We start from the raw sequence: 17,421 nt of genomic DNA, 5'->3' as shown, positions 1-17,421 counted from the left end.
ATGCTTTAACGTATTGCTTGGGGGGCTTGTGAACACTTTATCCACTAATTATCCCCGCTAGCCGGAGAAATATAGCAATAATAGATAAAATCAGCAATTGAAAAGGCACAATTCTTTTCACTTGTTGTACAATACGTCGCAACGAAACACATAGCGGCGCAGCATGAATACTCCATCTCCAAAAGTAGAAGTTCGAATGGTTACCATTGATGAGGACCATACCGGACAGCGTATAGATAATTTTTTATTAACTAAATTGAAAGGCGTTCCTAAAAGTATGATCTATCGGATTGTACGAAAAGGGGAGGTTAGGGTTAATAAAAAGCGCATCAAACCTGAGTACAAATTACAAGATGGAGATGTGGTTCGTATCCCGCCGGTGCGAGTCTCAGAGTCTGAAGGTCGACCTGGACCGTCGGCAAAGTTGACTAAAGTCTCTCAACTTGAAAACCGAATTATCTACGAAGATAAATTCATTATCGTACTGAATAAGCCATCAGGAATTGCGGTTCACGGTGGCAGTGGTGTTGATTTCGGTGTGATTGAAGCGATGCGCTCGCTACGAACCCAGCAAAAATTTTTAGAATTGGTACACCGCCTAGACAAAGATACTTCAGGTCTTTTATTGATTGCTAAGAAACGCAGCGCACTTAAGCACCTGCATGACCAGCTTCGCTATAAAAAAATGCAAAAGGACTATCTTGCGTTGGTTAGAGGTGAATGGCAAAAGCATGATAAGGCGGTCAAAGCACCACTGTTAAAGCTAACGCTTAAGTCTGGCGAACGTATTGTTAGAGTGAATAAAGAGGGCAAAGAATCTGAAACCCGCTTTAAGATCATGCAACGTTATAGCGATGCAACGCTGGTACAAGCAAGCCCAATTACCGGTCGTACTCACCAAATTCGCGTGCATTGCCAATATGCAGGCCATCCTATTGCTTGTGACGAAAAGTACAGTGAGCAGAAATTCGATGACTCTATGCGCGCGCATGGATTAAACCGTTTGTTCTTACATGCGGCTCAGCTAAGGTTTATTCATCCTGACACCGATGAAGTCATGCAGGTAAAAGCGCCTTTAGATCCTATCTTAGAATCAACTTTGAGTAAGCTTAAAAAAGTATGAAATCCTATGAGTTAGTTATTTTTGATTGGGACGGAACCCTAATGGATTCTGTCAGTAAGATTGTAACCTGCATGCAGCAGATGGCAGGCTCACTATCAATGGATGTTCCAAGTGAGCAAGCGGTGCGTGACATTATTGGTTTGTCGATGGATGAAGCGCTTAAGACGCTTTATCCTCTTTTGGATCAAGCTGATTTCGTGCCAATGATTGCATCATACAAAGATCATTATTTAACGCTCAATACTACGCCTAGCCCGTTATTTGATGGTAGCGAGAAGCTGCTCACTGAGCTAGCTGCAAGAAACTACCGCATGGCGGTGGCGACAGGCAAAGGCCGAAACGGTTTAAATCGTGTGCTAGCAGAAACGGGCTTGGGTCATCATTTTGAATCTAGCCGCTGTGCAGACGAATCAAAAAGTAAACCCAATCCAGATATGCTACATGAGCTTTTAGAACAACTAAAAGTTACACCAGAACGAGCGGTGATGGTTGGGGATTCACTACATGACTTAAACATGGCTAATAATGCTGGCATTGATTCAGTAGGGGTAAGCTATGGAGCCCATAGTGCCGAAAAACTTATCACTGCCAAGCCTAAAGCCATTATTACTGAGCCATTGGGACTGCTAACTCTACTGAAGTAGTGAGCTTTATTATCTTTGTGCTCATTTAAAGCTGTATATCGAAGCACTGACTAAAAAACAGATGCTTCGATTTATCCGCGGCGACAGCATACTAAGTTGTAAAACTCATGCTGTAGTCTTACAGCACCGCAATACCTTGTCGCTGCAGCAGGTCGATAAGTGAAATTAGTGGCAGACCGACTAGTGTATTGGGATCCTTTCCTTCTAATTTTTCAAAAAGTGCAATACCTAAACCTTCACTCTTAAAACTACCTGCGCAATAAAAAGGTTGTTCTATATCTACATAATGGCTAATTGCCTGGTGGCTAAGCGTTCTAAAGTGGACGACAAACGGCTCGACTATAGCCTCAACTTCTCCATTTTCAATATTATGTACAGCAAGGCCTGTATAAAAGGTTATTGCCTGACCACTGGCTTGGTTAAGCTGTTCTATTGCTGTTTCGCGATTCAGTGGTTTACCGATGATTTTATTGTTTATCACGGCAACTTGGTCTGAACCAATCACAACACCTTCTCGGTATTTAGCGGCACCAGCGGCGGCTTTAAGCTTTGCCAGCCTTAGGACTAAGTCTGCAGGTGTTTCATTATCTAAAGGCGATTCATCTACTTCGGGCGAGCAGCAACTAAAAGTCAAATTGAGTTTTTCTAACAGTTGTTTTCTAAATGGTGAAGTTGAAGCCAATATAAGCGGCTTTGACATGAATTTACCTTTCTATAAGTACGTTGTAAAAGTGAGTGGGGATTTTCGCTAAAAACAGCAAGTATATGCAAGCGATATTATGATAACTAGAAACTTGCAGCTGAAGTCGATAGTTACTTTTATGACTTGTTGTGGCTTATTTGTATCGATATTCACTAGTTAGTGAAGTATTAAGGGCGTGGTCAGCTGGTGTACAGTTTTTGCAGGCTATTGTGTGGCGGTATTCAATAGCTACTGTGGAGATCAATATGTTTAAGTTATGGGTTGCAATTTTAATCATGCTCAGCGTTGTGGTTCATTTGAGTGGCGAGGTGAGCAGGCCGTTTTATCCAACCATCTTGTTTGCTATGGTGCTTGGAGCGGCGGCCAGAGAGGGGATTGCAAAGCTTGATCATACGATTGTTAATTGGGTCTCCAATGCCGGTAAAGATGAGCAAAGCGTAGTTTAAAGACAATAATTAAATGCGAGCATTATTTATTTCGGCTTGGTCGCTTTAGCTTGTGTTAGGCGAGCACAGCTGATTGGCTAATTAAATCGTATGGCTGACAGCGATAACTCAGTCTATGCCGTTGAGCAATTAGCCAAATTCAGCTCAATACCTGCATTGTTATCACAAAATTAGCGCCGCCGACGAATTTACGAACACTTAAACTCATTTCCCACTGAAATTTAATGTCATGGGCCTTGGGTTTCTTGTACAATGTGGTTACCTAACAACTCACGTTAGCTGAATCTAACGGCGGTTAATCACCTTGGAAGTATAAGGGTGTTGACTTCTGCTAAAATTCACCTAAAATGCGCGCCTTATGCAAACAGTAAAGATACCGGTTTCAATTGATCCCGTTCGCGCTTCCGCCAGCCAACTTTCTTATGAAGGTTTGGTGCCCGGTAAGCAGTTAAAGCGATTAAATGAATTAAGTGCCGGCGACTGTTCTGATGTGGCAGTGTCGCTTGAATGTGGCGTAGATATACAGGGGATAGTCTACCTTAACGGGAAGGCTGTGACGGAGCTCACTCTGAATTGTCAACGTTGTATGACACTATTTACCACTGAGGTTACGGTCGAGTTTAGTTTTGGTCTTTGTAAGACTGAAGCTGAAATCGATGAGCTCCCGGATGCGTATGAGCCAATTGAGTGCAATGAAATTGGCGAAGTCCGTCTACATCAATTGATCGAAGATGAATTGATAGTCGCTATGCCTTTGATTGCCATGCATGAGAATGAAGATTGTCATCAAGGTAAACAAGACGTAGTAGTAGGCGTGATCGAACCCGCTCAAGAGGAGCGTCCAAATCCGTTTGCAGTGTTAGAAAAACTGAAGAGCAAGTAATCTAGGAGACAGGTCCCATGGCAGTACAAAAGAACAAAAAATCTCGTTCAAAGCGCGGTATGCGTCGTTCACACGATTCTTTGAGCACAGCTCAATTATCAGTGGATGCAACGAGTGGTGAACTACACCTTCGTCACAATGTGACTGCGGACGGTTTCTACCGTGGTCAAAAGGTTATCAACAAGTAATTTGTTGAGACCCTGATGACAAATCTGACGCTTGCGTTAGATGCGATGGGGGGCGACTTTGGTCCCCGCATCACAGTGCCTGCAACTTTGCAGGCACTTCGCTTAAACCCCCTTTTAAAAGTCATACTCGTGGGCGACCAAGTCCAGATTGACCAATATCTAGTACCTGCTGAACCAGACATCAAACGCCGAATTGAGATTAAGCATACAACCGAAGTGGTGACTATGTCTGATCGACCTGTGCATGCCTTAAGAAATCGAAAGCAAAGCTCAATGCGTATTGCAATAGAGTTAGTGCGCGACGGTAAAGCACAAGCTTGCTTAAGCGCTGGCAACACTGGTGCGTTAATGGCTATGTCTAAAGTGTTACTTAAGACCTTACCAGGTATTGACCGGCCTGCGCTCGTTAGTTGTTTACCAGCCGTTAATAATACGCCTGTATACCTGCTCGATTTAGGTGCTAATGTCTCTTGTGATTCTGAAACGTTATTTCAATTTGCAGTGATGGGCTCAGTACTGAGCGAAACGGTTGATAAAACGGTTTCCCCAAAAGTCGCTTTGCTTAATGTTGGCATTGAAGAGATAAAAGGTAATGATCAGGTACAACAAGCGGGTCAATTACTGCAACAAATTCCCCAAGTAAACTACACTGGTTTTATTGAAGGCGATGAGATCTATTCTGGTAATGTTGACGTTATTGTCTGTGATGGCTTTGTCGGTAATATTACCCTTAAAACGTCAGAAGGTATTGCAAGACTGCTTACCCACCAATTGAAAAAAGGTCTGACGGAAGGCTTCTTTGTTCGAATCCTCGCCAAAATAATAGCGCCACGTATCCATTCTTTGCTAAATCAGATGAACCCCGACCACTATAATGGAGCAAGTCTGATAGGATTGCGCGGAATTGTAGTAAAAAGTCATGGGTGTGCAGATGAAACTGCTTTTTTACAAGCAATAAGCTTGGCAGTGACAGAAGCACAACGTCGACTCCCACAGATGATCGAAGACCGTCTTGAGTCGATTCTTTTAGACATTAATAGCTGATAAATTCCTTATGCATACAAAAATTCTCGGTACTGGTAGTTATCTACCGGTACAAGTGCGCAGTAATCAAGATCTTGAAAAAATGGTGGAAACCACCGATCAGTGGATAGTTGAGCGTACTGGTATTTCTGAACGCCGCATTGCCGCATCAGATGAAACCGTGGCAACAATGGGTTATCAAGCGGCATTAAAAGCCATTGAAATGGCCGGTATTGATGCAACTGAAATCGATATGATTGTTTGCGGTACAACCAGTGCGAGTAATGCTTTCCCTGCGGCCGCTTGTGAAATTCAAGCAATGCTCGGTATTCATACCATTCCTGCATTTGATATTGCAGCCGCTTGTTCAGGTTTCGTTTATGCACTGTCTGTTGCTGACCAATATGTAAAATCGGGTGCAGCGCGTAATGTGCTTGTGGTTGGCGCTGATGTGTTATCACGTTTATGCGAGCCTGAAGATCGCTCGACGATTATTTTGTTTGGTGATGGTGCGGGCGCCGCGGTTGTTGGAGCCTCAGCTGAGCCAGGTATTATTTCTACACATATCTATGCTGATGGCCGTCAAGGTGATTTACTAAAGTGTTCTATACCGCCGCGCAAAGGAGAAACCTCTGAAGCTGTGGGTTATATGACAATGAAGGGTAACGACGTGTTTAAAGTTGCGGTTACGCAACTGTCCCATGTCGTGACTGAAACATTACGTCAAAACAACATAGAAAAGTCTGATATCGATTGGCTAGTGCCACATCAAGCAAACTTTAGAATTATTAAAGCTACCGCAAAGAAATTGGACATGAGTCTTGATAAAGTTGTACTGACTTTAGCTAAGCATGGTAATACGTCCGCAGCCTCTGTGCCGATTGCACTCGATGAGGCCGTAAGGGATGGTCGTATCCAACGTGGTCAAATGATATTACTCGAAGCCTTTGGTGCAGGATTTGCCTGGGGAAGCGCTTTGGTTAAGTTCTAACTGCCGTGTTAACGGCAAGACGTAAATTGAAAGGTATATAAATATGGAAAACACAGCTTTTGTATTCCCAGGACAAGGCTCTCAAGCTTTAGGTATGTTGGCAGAACTGGCTGAGTCTCAACCTGTTATCAGCGAGACATTTGCTCAAGCTAGTCAGGTTTTAGGCTATGACCTTTGGGAATTAGTACAACAAGGCCCAGTTGAAACGCTTAACGAAACAGATAAGACACAACCTGCACTACTCGCGGCAAGTGTAGCAATCTATCGTGCCTATATTGCTACAGGTAAGCGTTTACCAAAGTTGATGGCTGGTCATAGCTTAGGTGAGTATTCTGCATTGGTGTGCGCCGGTGTGATTAACTTTGAAGCGGCAATCAAATTGGTAGAACTTCGCGGCCAGCTCATGCAACAAGCGGTACCCGCAGGTACCGGTGCTATGTTTGCCATTATCGGTTTAGATAATGATGCTATTGCCAAAGCGTGTGAAGAAGCCTCACAAGGCGACGTTGTCAGTCCGGTCAATTACAACAGCCCAGGACAAGTGGTCATCGCAGGTGAAAAGGCTGCAGTAGAACGTGCTGCTGCTCTATGTAAAGAAAACGGTGCAAAAATGGCAGTTGCTTTGCCTGTTAGCGTACCGTCTCATTGCCAACTAATGAAACCTGCTGCGGATAAACTTGCAATCGCGCTTAATGATATTGAGTTCAGCGCACCTTCAGTTAGTGTGATCAATAATGTTGATGTTGCCAGCCCAATCGCTGCGCAAGAGATTAAAGATGCATTAGTTCGACAACTTTATTGCCCTGTAAGATGGTCTGAAACTGTTGAATTGATGGCGTCACAAGGTATTACTGATTTGTTTGAAATTGGACCTGGAAAGGTACTAACTGGGCTAAGTAAACGTATTAATCGTTCACTAACAGCAAAAACAATTAACGATGCTGCGTCTTTCGCGGCATTGACCGAATAAGGAAATCTGATGAGCATAAGTTTTGATTTGACGGGTAAAGTAGCCCTAGTAACAGGCGCAAGCCGTGGTATTGGCCGTGCCGTAGCAGAAACATTAGTATCTGCTGGTGCTGTGGTTATTGGTACTGCAACAAGTGAACGTGGCGCAGAAGCGATTCAAGCTTATTTAGGTGATAGCGGCCATGGCCTTGTTTTAAACGTTACTGATGGCGACTCTGTTAAAGCCTTGTTTGCAACGATTAAAGAAAAAACGGGTGATGTTGACATTTTAGTTAATAATGCCGGTATAACTCGTGACAATTTATTGATGCGAATGAAAGATGATGAGTGGCAAGATATTGTTGACACTAACCTGACTTCATTGTTCCGTACTTCAAAAGCGGTCATGCGACCAATGATGAAAAAACGTCACGGACGCATCATTAATATTGGCTCTGTGGTAGGTACAATGGGCAATGCAGGCCAAACTAACTATGCGGCTGCTAAAGCTGGTTTGATAGGATTTACAAAATCTCTTGCAAGAGAGGTTGCATCTCGTCAAATAACAGTGAATGCTATTGCTCCTGGATTTATTCAGACAGATATGACAGATGAGCTGACAGAAGACCAGCAACAGGCTATTATGTCGCAGGTGCCAATGGAAAGGCTTGGTCAGGCGCAGGAAATTGCTAACGCAGTCCTCTTTTTAGCGTCAGACTCTGCCGCTTACATCACTGGAGAGACTCTTCATGTGAATGGCGGCATGTACATGGTTTAAAGGGAACGACAGGCTATTGCCTCTTTAGGGAGGTGATCTGCATCAATAGTGAGCCAATTTTGTGGTTAGACCACAAAGGTTAAGCTTGCAATGTCTGTCAAATTCAATAAACTACTCGAAATCTTGCGCAAGTGCGTAATTTGAATAGGAAAGAAAACAATGAGCAACATCGAAGAACGTGTAAAGAAAATCATCATCGAGCAACTAGGTGTTAAAGAAGAAGACGTTAAATCAGCAGCATCTTTCGTTGACGATTTAGGTGCAGATTCTCTAGACACTGTTGAATTGGTTATGGCTCTAGAAGAAGAGTTTGATACCGAGATCCCTGATGAAGAAGCAGAAAAGATCACTACTGTTCAAGCAGCGATCGATTACGTTTCTAAGAATCAGTAATCTAGAATTTCTGAAAACAGGCGGCATTTATGCCGCCTGTTTTTGTTTCTGAAAGCCGCTGGTTGATGTAAGTCATTAAGCAATATTCTCCTCGCTTCCGCTTTAATACACCAATCCGGCCTGGTTCGTGAAGGTATTGGTAGTTCAAACTCTTTAGTACTATCATAACAATTCATTTTTAATTAGATAAAGGTGATAGCGTGTCTAAACGTCGTGTCGTCGTAACTGGCTTAGGCTTAGTTAGCCCTGTGGGCAATACTGTAGATTCAACTTGGAAAGCACTTGTGGCTGGTAAGAGTGGTATCGCACCAATAACCAAATTTGATGCTAGCGAGTTTACGACTCGTTTTAGCGGTTCAGTGAAAGACTTTGACGTTGAACAATACATGTCACGCAAAGATGCCCGTAAAATGGATTTGTTTATCCAGTACGGGATGGCAGCAGGCATACAAGCAGTCGAAGATTCTGGCTTAGAAATGGAAAAAGTAGACCCTACACGTGTAGGCACCGCCATTGGTGCTGGCATGGGCGGACTACCTTTGATTGAAAAAAACCACGCTGCTTTAATGCAAGGTGGTCCACGAAAAGTGTCACCGTTTTTCGTACCAAGTACCATCATTAATATGATTTCAGGTCATTTATCGATTAAATACGGTATGACGGGTCCTAACTTTGCAGTGACAACGGCTTGTACAACAGGCGTACATAACATCGGTTTTGCGGCACGCACAATCGCTTATGGTGATGCTGACGTGATGGTAGCAGGCGGTGCAGAAGATGCGACTTGCCCACTAGCCGTTGCGGGATTTGGCTCTGCAAAAGCACTTTCAACCCGTAACGACGATCCATTGGCTGCAAGCCGTCCTTGGGATAAAGACCGAGATGGTTTTGTTATCGGTGATGGCGCAGGTGTGATGGTGATGGAAGAGTACGAACATGCCAAAGCGCGTGGAGCGACCATTTACGGCGAGCTAGTCGGTTTCGGTATGAGTGGCGACGCTTTCCACATGACATCACCACCAAGTGATGGTGCAGGAGCTGCAGCAGCGATGGCCAATGCAATTAACGATGCAAAAGTTGCTCGTGAAGCTATCGGTTACATTAATGCTCACGGTACTTCAACTCCAACAGGTGACAGAGCTGAAGCTGCAGCGGTTAAATCTACTTTTGGTGCTCACGCCTATGATTTGACCGTTAGTTCGACTAAGTCAATGACAGGGCATCTGTTGGGCGCCGCGGGTTCTGTAGAAGCTATTGTAACCTTGCTTGCACTTAGAGATCAGGTTATTCCACCGACCCTTAATTTGGATAATCCAGATGAAGGTTGCGATTTAGATTTTGTACCACATACGGCGCGAGATCTTAAGTTTGACTATGGCCTGTGTAACTCCTTCGGTTTTGGTGGCACAAACGGCTCACTGCTGTTCAAAAAAGTCTAGTCAATATACTGTAGTTAGAAAGCGCCTTTTAGGCGCTTTTTTTATGTCTTGAACTCTCCCAAAAACAAGAATAATACCAATTGCATTAAGTATTTGACCAGTTCAGAGCCCCTCAGTCTTTTCAATTCAAAGCGCATTGGTAAAGAAATGGTTATTCCCTTTTAAGCCAATGCAAAGCAGAAGTGGAAAGACTGAGGGGCTCACGTAGTGCGGCTGAGGTTAAACAAATTGGCAAAACGCTTTATGCTTCGCTATGAGATTTGGATATACGACTAAATGGATTTAGGAGTTAGAGCGAAGCAGGATGCCAGAGCCGAGAATAACTATTAGCTCAAATCCCACTACTTGCCTACAGCGTTTTGAATTCCCGCTGAATGGTCAAACTTTTAATGCAATTGGTATAAAGCGGTGAGATTAACAGGGAGTATATTACAGATTAACCTTACTTAACCTTGCAATTTGTTACTGGTATAACCACTTGGCTAGGTAGATACTGCGCAAATAGCTTGTTATACAGTATTTAAGGACTCAAATTGATAAACCCACTTGTACTCCCTGTCATGTCGATATTGGGAATGATGACCGCGAACCTAAATGAGCTCGTCAGAGGCGAAAGCGCTCGTTGGCATCCTAAGCTGATTATAGGAGTTAAAACATTTAATGCAGCTGCAGCTGGTTTTGCTTTTATTTGGTTCGGATTGCTAATCACCGCTATTTCTATTAGTGATGAATATAGCGTGGCATCTGGTGTACTAGTGTTGGGGTTATTTCTAGCTGGCATTTTAGCTTATGGGCTGATTAAAGGCGCTAAATTCATTGGCAGTAATACCCAATTATGGCTTTACCGATTATCGGTACCACTTATGGCCATAGGTTGTTATCTGGTCGCTCAGCTTGGTTAGTATTAGCAACATTTTTTGTTAGTTTGAGTTATGGAGATTCATCGCTAGTCATTGCATTGCAGGTTTCAATACGCTGTCCAGCCTATTGGGGTTTCGATAATATTATAGAATTCGATTAATGTGTTGCTAGGTAAAAGGGTGTAAACTGACAGCTTAAATTACTCCCCTATGAGGTCGATATGGCTGGAACTGATAGACTGCTCACATTACGATTTTTAGCTGAACCTGCAGATGTAAATTTTGGTGGTAAAGTTCACGGCGGGGCGGTAATGAAGTGGATCGATCTCGCGGGTTACGCCTGTGCGGCGGGGTGGAGCGGTAAGTACTGCATAACAGCTTATGCCGGTGGTATTCGATTCGTCAAGCCTATCTACGTCGGTAATATAGTCGAAGTCACTGCTAAGGTGATTTATACCGGCAGATCATCCATGCATCTTGGCATCGATGTTAAAGCTGGCGATCCGAAGGGCTCTGATCGACATCTTACAACACACTGTGTTTTGATTATGGTTGCCGTTGATGATGAAGGACAACCTACACAAGTACCTGAATGGGTTCCCACTACGGATGCAGACATTGAACTGCGTGAATCAGCGGTACGTTTAATGGAAATGCGTAAAAAAATTGGTGCAGAAATGGAAGCACACGTTACTTTATAGGCTTTGCGCAATTTTACGATAAGAATAGAAGCTAGCATTTTGCTGGCTTTTTTTATTATTGTTACCAGACTTTTTTGTTTAAGCCAACCACAGTAGAATGTTTTAAAACAATATATAACTAGAAATAGAAATCTAACTCCCTACAAATAGGAACACTAATGGCTAAAGTTGCATTTATCGGTTTAGGTGTCATGGGTTATCCCATGGCGGGGCATCTCGTTAAGAATGGTCACGAAGTAACGGTATATAACCGAACCGAAGCTAAAGCTAAGGCTTGGAGCGAAGAGTTTTCAGCACAATATTGCTTAACGCCTAAGGCGGCCGCTCAGGGGAAAGATATTGTGTTTGTTTGTGTTGGCAATGATGACGATTTGAGGCAAGTTACATTGACCGAAGACGGCGTATTAGCGGGTATGAAGAGTGATGCTATTTTGGTTGATCACACCACAGCTTCTGCCGATGTAGCCAGAGAGATAGGTGCAGCCGCTAGTAACATGCAAATCGGTTTTATCGATGCGCCGGTTTCGGGGGGACAAGCTGGAGCTGAAAACGGTGTGTTGACCGTGATGGCCGGCGGTAATGCCGATGTGTTCGCTCAAGCTAAACCTGTTATCGACTCTTACGCTCGTTGCGCTGAGCTTCTGGGTGATATCGGGGCAGGGCAGTTAACCAAAATGGTTAATCAAATCTGTATCGCAGGGGTTGTTCAAGGGCTGTCTGAAGGGCTGCATTTTGCACGTAGTGCTGGGCTTGATGGTGAAAAAGTGGTTGAAGTGATTAGCAAAGGTGCTGCCCAATCATGGCAGATGGAAAATCGCTATCAAACAATGTGGCAGGGCGAATACAATTTCGGTTTTGCTATCGACTGGATGCGTAAAGACTTAGGTATTGCGCTAGAGGAAGCACGCCGCAATGGTTCACATCTTCCGCTAACAGCTTTGGTCGATCAATTCTATTCAGAAGTGCAAGCGATGGGTGGAAATCGTTGGGACACTTCCAGCTTACTGGCAAAGCTAGAGAAGAATAGAAGTTAGATTTCAGCTTGATATAAAAAATGGACTGCCTAGGCAGTCCATTTTCGGTTGTAAACTTAAACAAATAATTATTCAGGTTCTACAACGATATGTTCGAGTTCAATCGCAGCAACTGCATGTAATGCATCCATAGTCGCACCCACTAAAGAAACAATACCTTTTGAGGATTCGATTAACACCGCACGGTTTATCTCACTGAAATCACGATTGTGACGAGCCATATTGGATAATGCCATCTGCATCGGTAACATCGATGGATTAAATGCTGCATTTTCAGCATAACGGCCAGAGAAGGTCAGGCCATCTTTAGTCTCTAAGACCACTGCCGCATAGTTCTTAGTGTAAGGCGCGTAGCTCAGCCCTGCATGATCGACAGCTTCAATTATCATCGGATCAGAGCTATCAAGAGTCAGCTCATGCTGCTGTTTGGTTAGCAATGGCTCTGTGATATTCAGATCTGTGGGGCCAAAGGCATAGGGCAGGTAATGAGAAAGTGGTTGAGTTTTTTGCTCTGGAAGGTGGATGTTCACCTTCTGACCTTCAACCAGCTCATTCATAAATTGGCGACAGTGGCCACATGGTGAAAAGTTAACGATGACATCTTCAATCTGACGTTCGCCACTTAACCAAGCATGGCTAATCGCACTTTGCTCTGCATGAACTGAATGGAACAGAGCTTCACCGGCAAGTTCAAGGTTGGCTCCCATGTAGATATCGCCACTTTTGCCTTTAGCAATGGCGCCCACATAGAAGTTACTAATAGGCACTCTTGCAAGGGCTGCAGCTATTGGTAGCAGTGCCAGTAACAAATCTTGCTCAGTTAACTGTGATGCCGTTTTAAGCTCTTCAATTTGCAGTGCATCGAGGTGCCCGGCAAAGTCTTTATCTAGCATAGGCACGATAGCCTTCGCTAAAGCTTCTGGTAAATTAGCTATGCTTTTTAGAAAACGGTCTTGCATATGCTACTTCCTTTTATTAACGCTAATGAAATATCATTCTAGTAAGCTTGTTACATATAGAATGCGACAGAGATCGCACTTTATCACCTGAAAACCCTAAATGCTTCTAAGATAATGACATAAAGCTTGGAGTAATTTTTGTTTTGATTCATTTTGCTCTGTTTCTTCAATAATGTTTTCTAGTCGTATCATGTAATCAGGATCATTAAGCCTAGGTTGGCAAAATTCTCGCCAGCGCAATAATTCAGAGTCATTTAACGTTTCTGGGTAATTACGAGCACGATACCTAAATAGCATCTCAGGTAGGCGTTCATCATCAAAGGTTAACTCTAATGCCGCTAAGTTGATTGGCTTAGTATTGCGGATCATCTCCATCTTTGCTTTATCTGCATGACTAAAGAAGCCACCGCTGTAGAGCTGAAGATCGGGATCGGTTATTTCACGGTCAGATTGCAGATCAAACACGGCGACCAGCTTTTCCCTAATTTCAGGGTGCTGTCTTAACTTTTTGTACTGCTCTCTGGCAAATGCTTTATCGATATCTAATCGAGCAGCATTGTCATCGGTGAGTGTTTTAGCGCCAGCAAGGAATGGACTCTTATTGATATGGATCTGCTTTAAACCGATAGGTAGCTCATCTTCCGCTAAATCATCACGCCGTGTATACATGCGTTCACGGATCTGCTCCGCAGTTAGCTCTATTAATGGCGTGACGTCCATCGCTAAGTTAACGCAGATAACCGCATTCTTATTGGTGGAGTGATATGCCAGCGGGGCTATTAGCGTAGTGCAACCATTTAAGGCACTAATTTTAGAACTGACATGCACTAAAGGCTTCATCTCTAATACATCGATTAACTTAGACACTTCTTGCTTTTTGCGTAAGCTGAAGTAGTAATCGAACAGTTTAGGTTGTACTGACTTTATCAGTTTTGCCATGCCAATCGTGGCATAAACATCTGACATCGCATCATGGGCTTTTTCATGGCTCAGGCCATTAGCAACAGTCAATTGTTCTAACTTAAAACTTGGCGAACCATCTTCTTTCTGTGGCCAATTAATGCCATCAGGTCTGAAAGCATAACAAGCTCTGACCAAATCGATAATGTCCCAGCGACTATTACCGTTTTGCCACTCTCTTGCATAGGGGTCAAAAAAGTTACGATAAAAGCCATAGCGAGAGACTTCGTCATCAAAGCGAATAGAGTTGTAACCAACCACACAGGTATTTTCTTGGCTAAACTGCTGATGCACTTTTGCCATAAATTCGGCTTCAGGGGTCCCTTTTTGATTGGCTAATTGCGGGGTGATCCCGGTAATCAAAATAGCTTCTGGCGAAGGGAGATAGTCGTTTGCCAGTTTACAATAAAAGGTCACTGGCTCATCTATGATATTGAGTTCCATATCAGTTCTAACGCCAGCAAATTGCGATGGTCTGTCTTTGGCTGGGTTTGCGCCGAATGTCTCATAATCGTGCCAAAATAAAGTTGGCTGTTTCTTGTTGTTACTCATAGTTCTCTTATGTATCAGAAATACAAATATTTTCTTTAAATATCAATATTTAAGCGTGAATTAGGTTCGTTTCTGTTCAACCTTGAAATACAGTGTTAATATAAAATTGTGCATCATAATGTGCATCACAAATGTTAACAATGTGCATCACGTGAAGGTTGGTAAAATGGCGTTATCTGATAGTAAGTTAAGGAATATAAAAGCACCTTACCACGGTCCTATTGAGATTGCAGATCGTGATGGTTTAAGTGTACGAATTACAAAGAATGCTGTCATTGCCTTCTATTATCGCTTTCGTTGGCAAGCTAAGCAACAGCGGATCAAGATTGGCCGGTATCCAGACCTTAAATTATCTGAGGCTCGAGCAACCACACTCGAGTATAGACAGCTGTTAGTTGATAACCTAGATCCTCGCTGTCACGGTGTTAATAGAGGTGCTGCTCGCTTACTTGGCGATATCTGTAACGACTTTATGAAAGCCTACGCTCGTCCCCAGTTATCACCAACCACAGTTGTGTTATACGACAGCTTTATCTCCAAGTACATAGTCCCAAATTTTAATATCGATGTTGAGCGTTACCGTTACACAGAATGGATAAAGTTACTCGATGGAGTGAGGGACGAAACCACTGCGGCAAATGCTGGCAGTATTCTTAAGCGTTTAAAAACGGTTATACGTTGGTCAAAGGCACGAGGAGAGATTAAGTCATCAGCTTGTTTAGATATCCCCGTTAAAGCGATTGGAGCTCACCAGTCACGCAGAGAGCGTGTTTTAGAGTGGGGAGAACTTGCTGGTCTATGGAGACAAATTGAAGCGAGTAGGGCGACACCTAAAACCAAATCCTGTGTAAAGCTGCTGATTTTGACAGGTGCCCGTAATGCAGAAATTAGAGGAGCAGAACGCAGAGAGTTCGATCTCGATAAAGCGATATGGATATTACCTAAAGAGCGTTCTAAGACCGGAAAAATGATTCGACGACCGTTGAGCGAACAAAGCATCAGCATCATCGAGTCGTTAGATTTCATTTATGGCGAAAACAGGCATTTTTTGATTGAGGGCCTAAGCCATAATAAAGCCCTATCTACTCACGCGCTAAATCGATATGTACAACGCCTTAATGAACAGCTCGATTACCCACACTTTGTTCCTCATGATTTCAGGCGAACAATATCAACAAGGTTGAGTGAGCATAAGGTGATGCCTCACGTTACCGAGAAGATGTTGGGGCATGAGCTTGGTGGCATCATGGCTATTTACAATAAGCATGATTGGTATGACGAGCAGATAATTGCCTATCAGCTATATTGGAATTTGTTAAAAAAACATATCCTGCGGGGTTAGTGAGTAAAAATCTCATTGTTCACGTGCTGAGTTATGCTAGGTCGCAAATGGACAAAACTTGTTGATTAAATGTCTCACAGTGAACACTTGCTTTAAGGGGCGTATGGCAACCTGACACGTGCTACCTCTTTTTTAACAGCGCGCTGGATATTAATAAGATATCTCTCTAGCTTTTATGTAGGTAATACAAAAAGTTGACGTAGCCGCTTGTTTATTAAGAATTTAGAGCGTATTTTAATTGAATCCTAGATGGTAAGTGCTTGCAGCACACTGAACATTAAGAGATTTCATGAAAAAAAATTTAGTAATTCTGGTTCATGGTTTAACTGGTGGTGAAGAGACATGGACTAACTCTAGCAGTGAGTTGTTATCCGATTTACTGAAGGGAAATCGCGAGTTGTCAGATTCATATGATTTTGTTGAATTCGATTATTTCACTAAGCTTGCAAACTTAAAGAATTCAATGTTGGCTAAGGGGGTAGTAGCTTTAATGAACTATGTTCCTGGCGTAAACATGAAACTTCCAAAACGGCAGAAAAATGTTTCAGTGCTTACCCTTGCTGAAGAATTGGCTACGTTTGTACAATACGAATGTAGTGACTATGAAAATATTGTTTTTATGGCACACAGCATGGGAGGACTGATTACCAAAAAATTCATACTAGACTTCATAGGTAATGGTTATGAAGATATACAAAGTAAAATATTAGGTTACTTATCAATAGCGTCACCTCACAAAGGTTCATTGCCTGCGACCTTATTGGGGCCAATTAATATTAATGCTAAGGAACTGGCACCGCTTAACAAAAATATGAATGAGTTAAATGATATATGGATTGAACAGTTTGACTCTCTGCCGAATTCTCACTATATGATTGCAAAGAATGATGAGTTTGTAAGTGAAGTTAGCGCAGTCCCTTCATCTAGTAGAGTTAAGTTTAAAAGATCTTTGCTTAATGATGACCATAACAGCATATGTAAGCCAGATGGATCTTCTGAAAGGTCATATAAAGTTATCGAGTCATTTTTGTTACAGACTTTAGAGCAGATCAAACTATCAGTGATACTTGGAGAAAAATATGACCCAGATATTCACTCATATGATAGTGAGGTTTTTGTAATAAAAATGATTTTGGCTAGAATTGAAAATAATTTGATCGATGATGCAAAAGAGTCTTTTTTTCATGCCGATTTAGCACTAAAGTCAGCCCCGAAAAAGGATAGGAAAATATTTGATACGTTGGAGGCGCAAATAATTAGTGTGTATAGAACCTATTCTTCATGTGCTGATGGTAAAAGTAGTAGTGAAGTAGTTAAGGAAATACATCAAAAGATTTTTGAATTAGACAAAACGTCTTTAGATTGCGCAGCTAAATATATTAATTTCCTTCATAAAAAAGGAATCCTTCATCACAATGCAAATAATATTGATTTGAAAGTTAATTGGTCTAAGG

General features: G+C 42.6%; 19 protein-coding genes. 16 read left to right on the top strand and 3 right to left on the bottom strand.

Going from position 1 to position 17,421, the window contains the following annotated elements; genetic code table 11:
* Positions 1–163: 163 nt before the first annotated feature.
* Both rluC and K5R16_RS21390 read left to right on the top strand, forming a co-directional pair.
* The gene (gene rluC, locus K5R16_RS21395; RefSeq protein ID WP_044555928.1) at positions 164–1,123 is read left to right on the top strand and encodes a 23S rRNA pseudouridine(955/2504/2580) synthase RluC; all 960 of its coding nucleotides are present in this window, start codon (positions 164–166) and stop codon (positions 1,121–1,123) included.
* Entirely contained in the window at positions 1,120–1,767 is a 648-nt protein-coding gene (locus tag K5R16_RS21390; RefSeq protein WP_220740373.1) for an HAD-IA family hydrolase, read from the top strand. The genes rluC and K5R16_RS21390 overlap by 4 nt, the downstream gene beginning before the upstream one ends.
* A 118-nt stretch (positions 1,768–1,885) precedes the next feature.
* Here the strand turns inward: K5R16_RS21390 and K5R16_RS21385 are convergent, their stop codons facing one another.
* Positions 1,886–2,467, bottom strand: a complete 582-nt coding sequence (locus K5R16_RS21385; protein ID WP_220740371.1) for a nucleoside triphosphate pyrophosphatase — start codon at positions 2,465–2,467, stop codon at positions 1,886–1,888.
* 248 nt (positions 2,468–2,715) lie between these two features.
* Here K5R16_RS21385 and K5R16_RS21380 point away from each other — a divergent pair, with 248 nt between their 5' ends.
* The 12 genes from K5R16_RS21380 to K5R16_RS21325 all read left to right on the top strand — a co-directional run bounded on the left by K5R16_RS21380 (position 2,716) and on the right by K5R16_RS21325 (position 12,154).
* Complete coding sequence (locus K5R16_RS21380; protein ID WP_220740369.1) at positions 2,716–2,916, top strand: hypothetical protein; 201 nt, start codon at positions 2,716–2,718, stop codon at positions 2,914–2,916.
* 358 nt (positions 2,917–3,274) lie between these two features.
* Complete coding sequence (yceD, locus tag K5R16_RS21375) at positions 3,275–3,799, top strand: 23S rRNA accumulation protein YceD (RefSeq protein ID WP_220740367.1); 525 nt, start codon at positions 3,275–3,277, stop codon at positions 3,797–3,799.
* A gap of 17 nt (positions 3,800–3,816) precedes the next feature.
* Positions 3,817–3,987, top strand: a complete 171-nt coding sequence (gene rpmF / locus K5R16_RS21370) for a 50S ribosomal protein L32 (RefSeq protein WP_220740365.1) — start codon at positions 3,817–3,819, stop codon at positions 3,985–3,987.
* A 15-nt stretch (positions 3,988–4,002) separates the two neighbouring features.
* Entirely contained in the window at positions 4,003–5,031 is a 1,029-nt protein-coding gene (plsX, locus tag K5R16_RS21365; RefSeq protein ID WP_220740363.1) for a phosphate acyltransferase PlsX, read from the top strand.
* A 10-nt stretch (positions 5,032–5,041) separates the two neighbouring features.
* A complete protein-coding gene (locus K5R16_RS21360) occupies positions 5,042–6,001 on the top strand; it encodes a beta-ketoacyl-ACP synthase III (RefSeq protein ID WP_220740361.1) in 960 nt (319 codons plus the stop codon).
* Positions 6,002–6,044: 43 nt separating this feature from the next.
* The gene (gene fabD, locus K5R16_RS21355; protein ID WP_220740359.1) at positions 6,045–6,971 is read left to right on the top strand and encodes an ACP S-malonyltransferase; all 927 of its coding nucleotides are present in this window, start codon (positions 6,045–6,047) and stop codon (positions 6,969–6,971) included.
* Positions 6,972–6,980: 9 nt separating this feature from the next.
* Positions 6,981–7,727: a 3-oxoacyl-ACP reductase FabG gene (fabG, locus tag K5R16_RS21350; protein WP_220740357.1), complete on the top strand. Its 747-nt coding sequence runs from the start codon at positions 6,981–6,983 to the stop codon at positions 7,725–7,727.
* Positions 7,728–7,886: 159 nt separating this feature from the next.
* Positions 7,887–8,120 (top strand): acyl carrier protein, encoded by a 234-nt coding sequence (gene acpP / locus K5R16_RS21345; RefSeq protein WP_011496723.1) that lies wholly within the window; start codon positions 7,887–7,889, stop codon positions 8,118–8,120.
* Between the two features lie 200 nt (positions 8,121–8,320).
* Positions 8,321–9,559 (top strand): beta-ketoacyl-ACP synthase II, encoded by a 1,239-nt coding sequence (gene fabF / locus K5R16_RS21340; RefSeq protein WP_220740355.1) that lies wholly within the window; start codon positions 8,321–8,323, stop codon positions 9,557–9,559.
* A 533-nt stretch (positions 9,560–10,092) separates the two neighbouring features.
* The gene (locus tag K5R16_RS21335) at positions 10,093–10,461 is read left to right on the top strand and encodes a hypothetical protein (protein WP_220740353.1); all 369 of its coding nucleotides are present in this window, start codon (positions 10,093–10,095) and stop codon (positions 10,459–10,461) included.
* Positions 10,462–10,640: 179 nt separating this feature from the next.
* On the top strand, positions 10,641–11,120 hold the full coding sequence (locus K5R16_RS21330) for an acyl-CoA thioesterase (protein WP_220740351.1): 480 nt from the start codon (positions 10,641–10,643) through the stop codon (positions 11,118–11,120).
* A gap of 158 nt (positions 11,121–11,278) precedes the next feature.
* Positions 11,279–12,154, top strand: coding sequence for an NAD(P)-dependent oxidoreductase (locus K5R16_RS21325; RefSeq protein WP_220740349.1), 876 nt, complete (start codon positions 11,279–11,281; stop codon positions 12,152–12,154).
* Positions 12,155–12,222: 68 nt separating this feature from the next.
* On the opposite strand, the gene cdd is transcribed toward K5R16_RS21325, so the two are convergent.
* On the bottom strand, positions 12,223–13,113 hold the full coding sequence (gene cdd / locus K5R16_RS21320; protein ID WP_220740347.1) for a cytidine deaminase: 891 nt from the start codon (positions 13,111–13,113) through the stop codon (positions 12,223–12,225).
* A 96-nt stretch (positions 13,114–13,209) separates the two neighbouring features.
* A complete protein-coding gene (gene sbcB, locus K5R16_RS21315) occupies positions 13,210–14,625 on the bottom strand; it encodes an exodeoxyribonuclease I (RefSeq protein WP_220740345.1) in 1,416 nt (471 codons plus the stop codon).
* Between the two features lie 166 nt (positions 14,626–14,791).
* On the opposite strand from sbcB, the gene K5R16_RS21310 reads away from it, so the two are divergent.
* Complete coding sequence (locus K5R16_RS21310) at positions 14,792–15,967, top strand: site-specific integrase (RefSeq protein WP_220740343.1); 1,176 nt, start codon at positions 14,792–14,794, stop codon at positions 15,965–15,967.
* 289 nt (positions 15,968–16,256) lie between these two features.
* Positions 16,257–17,421 (top strand): ABC-three component system protein (locus K5R16_RS21305; RefSeq protein ID WP_220740341.1); only part of this gene is annotated, 1,165 nt, incomplete at its 3' end.

The organism is Shewanella sp. c952 (assembly GCF_019654975.1).
Lineage (GTDB): Bacteria > Pseudomonadota > Gammaproteobacteria > Enterobacterales > Shewanellaceae > Shewanella.
Note: the sequence above shows the minus strand (reverse complement) of the source record. Positions and strands in the feature narration are given on the sequence as shown.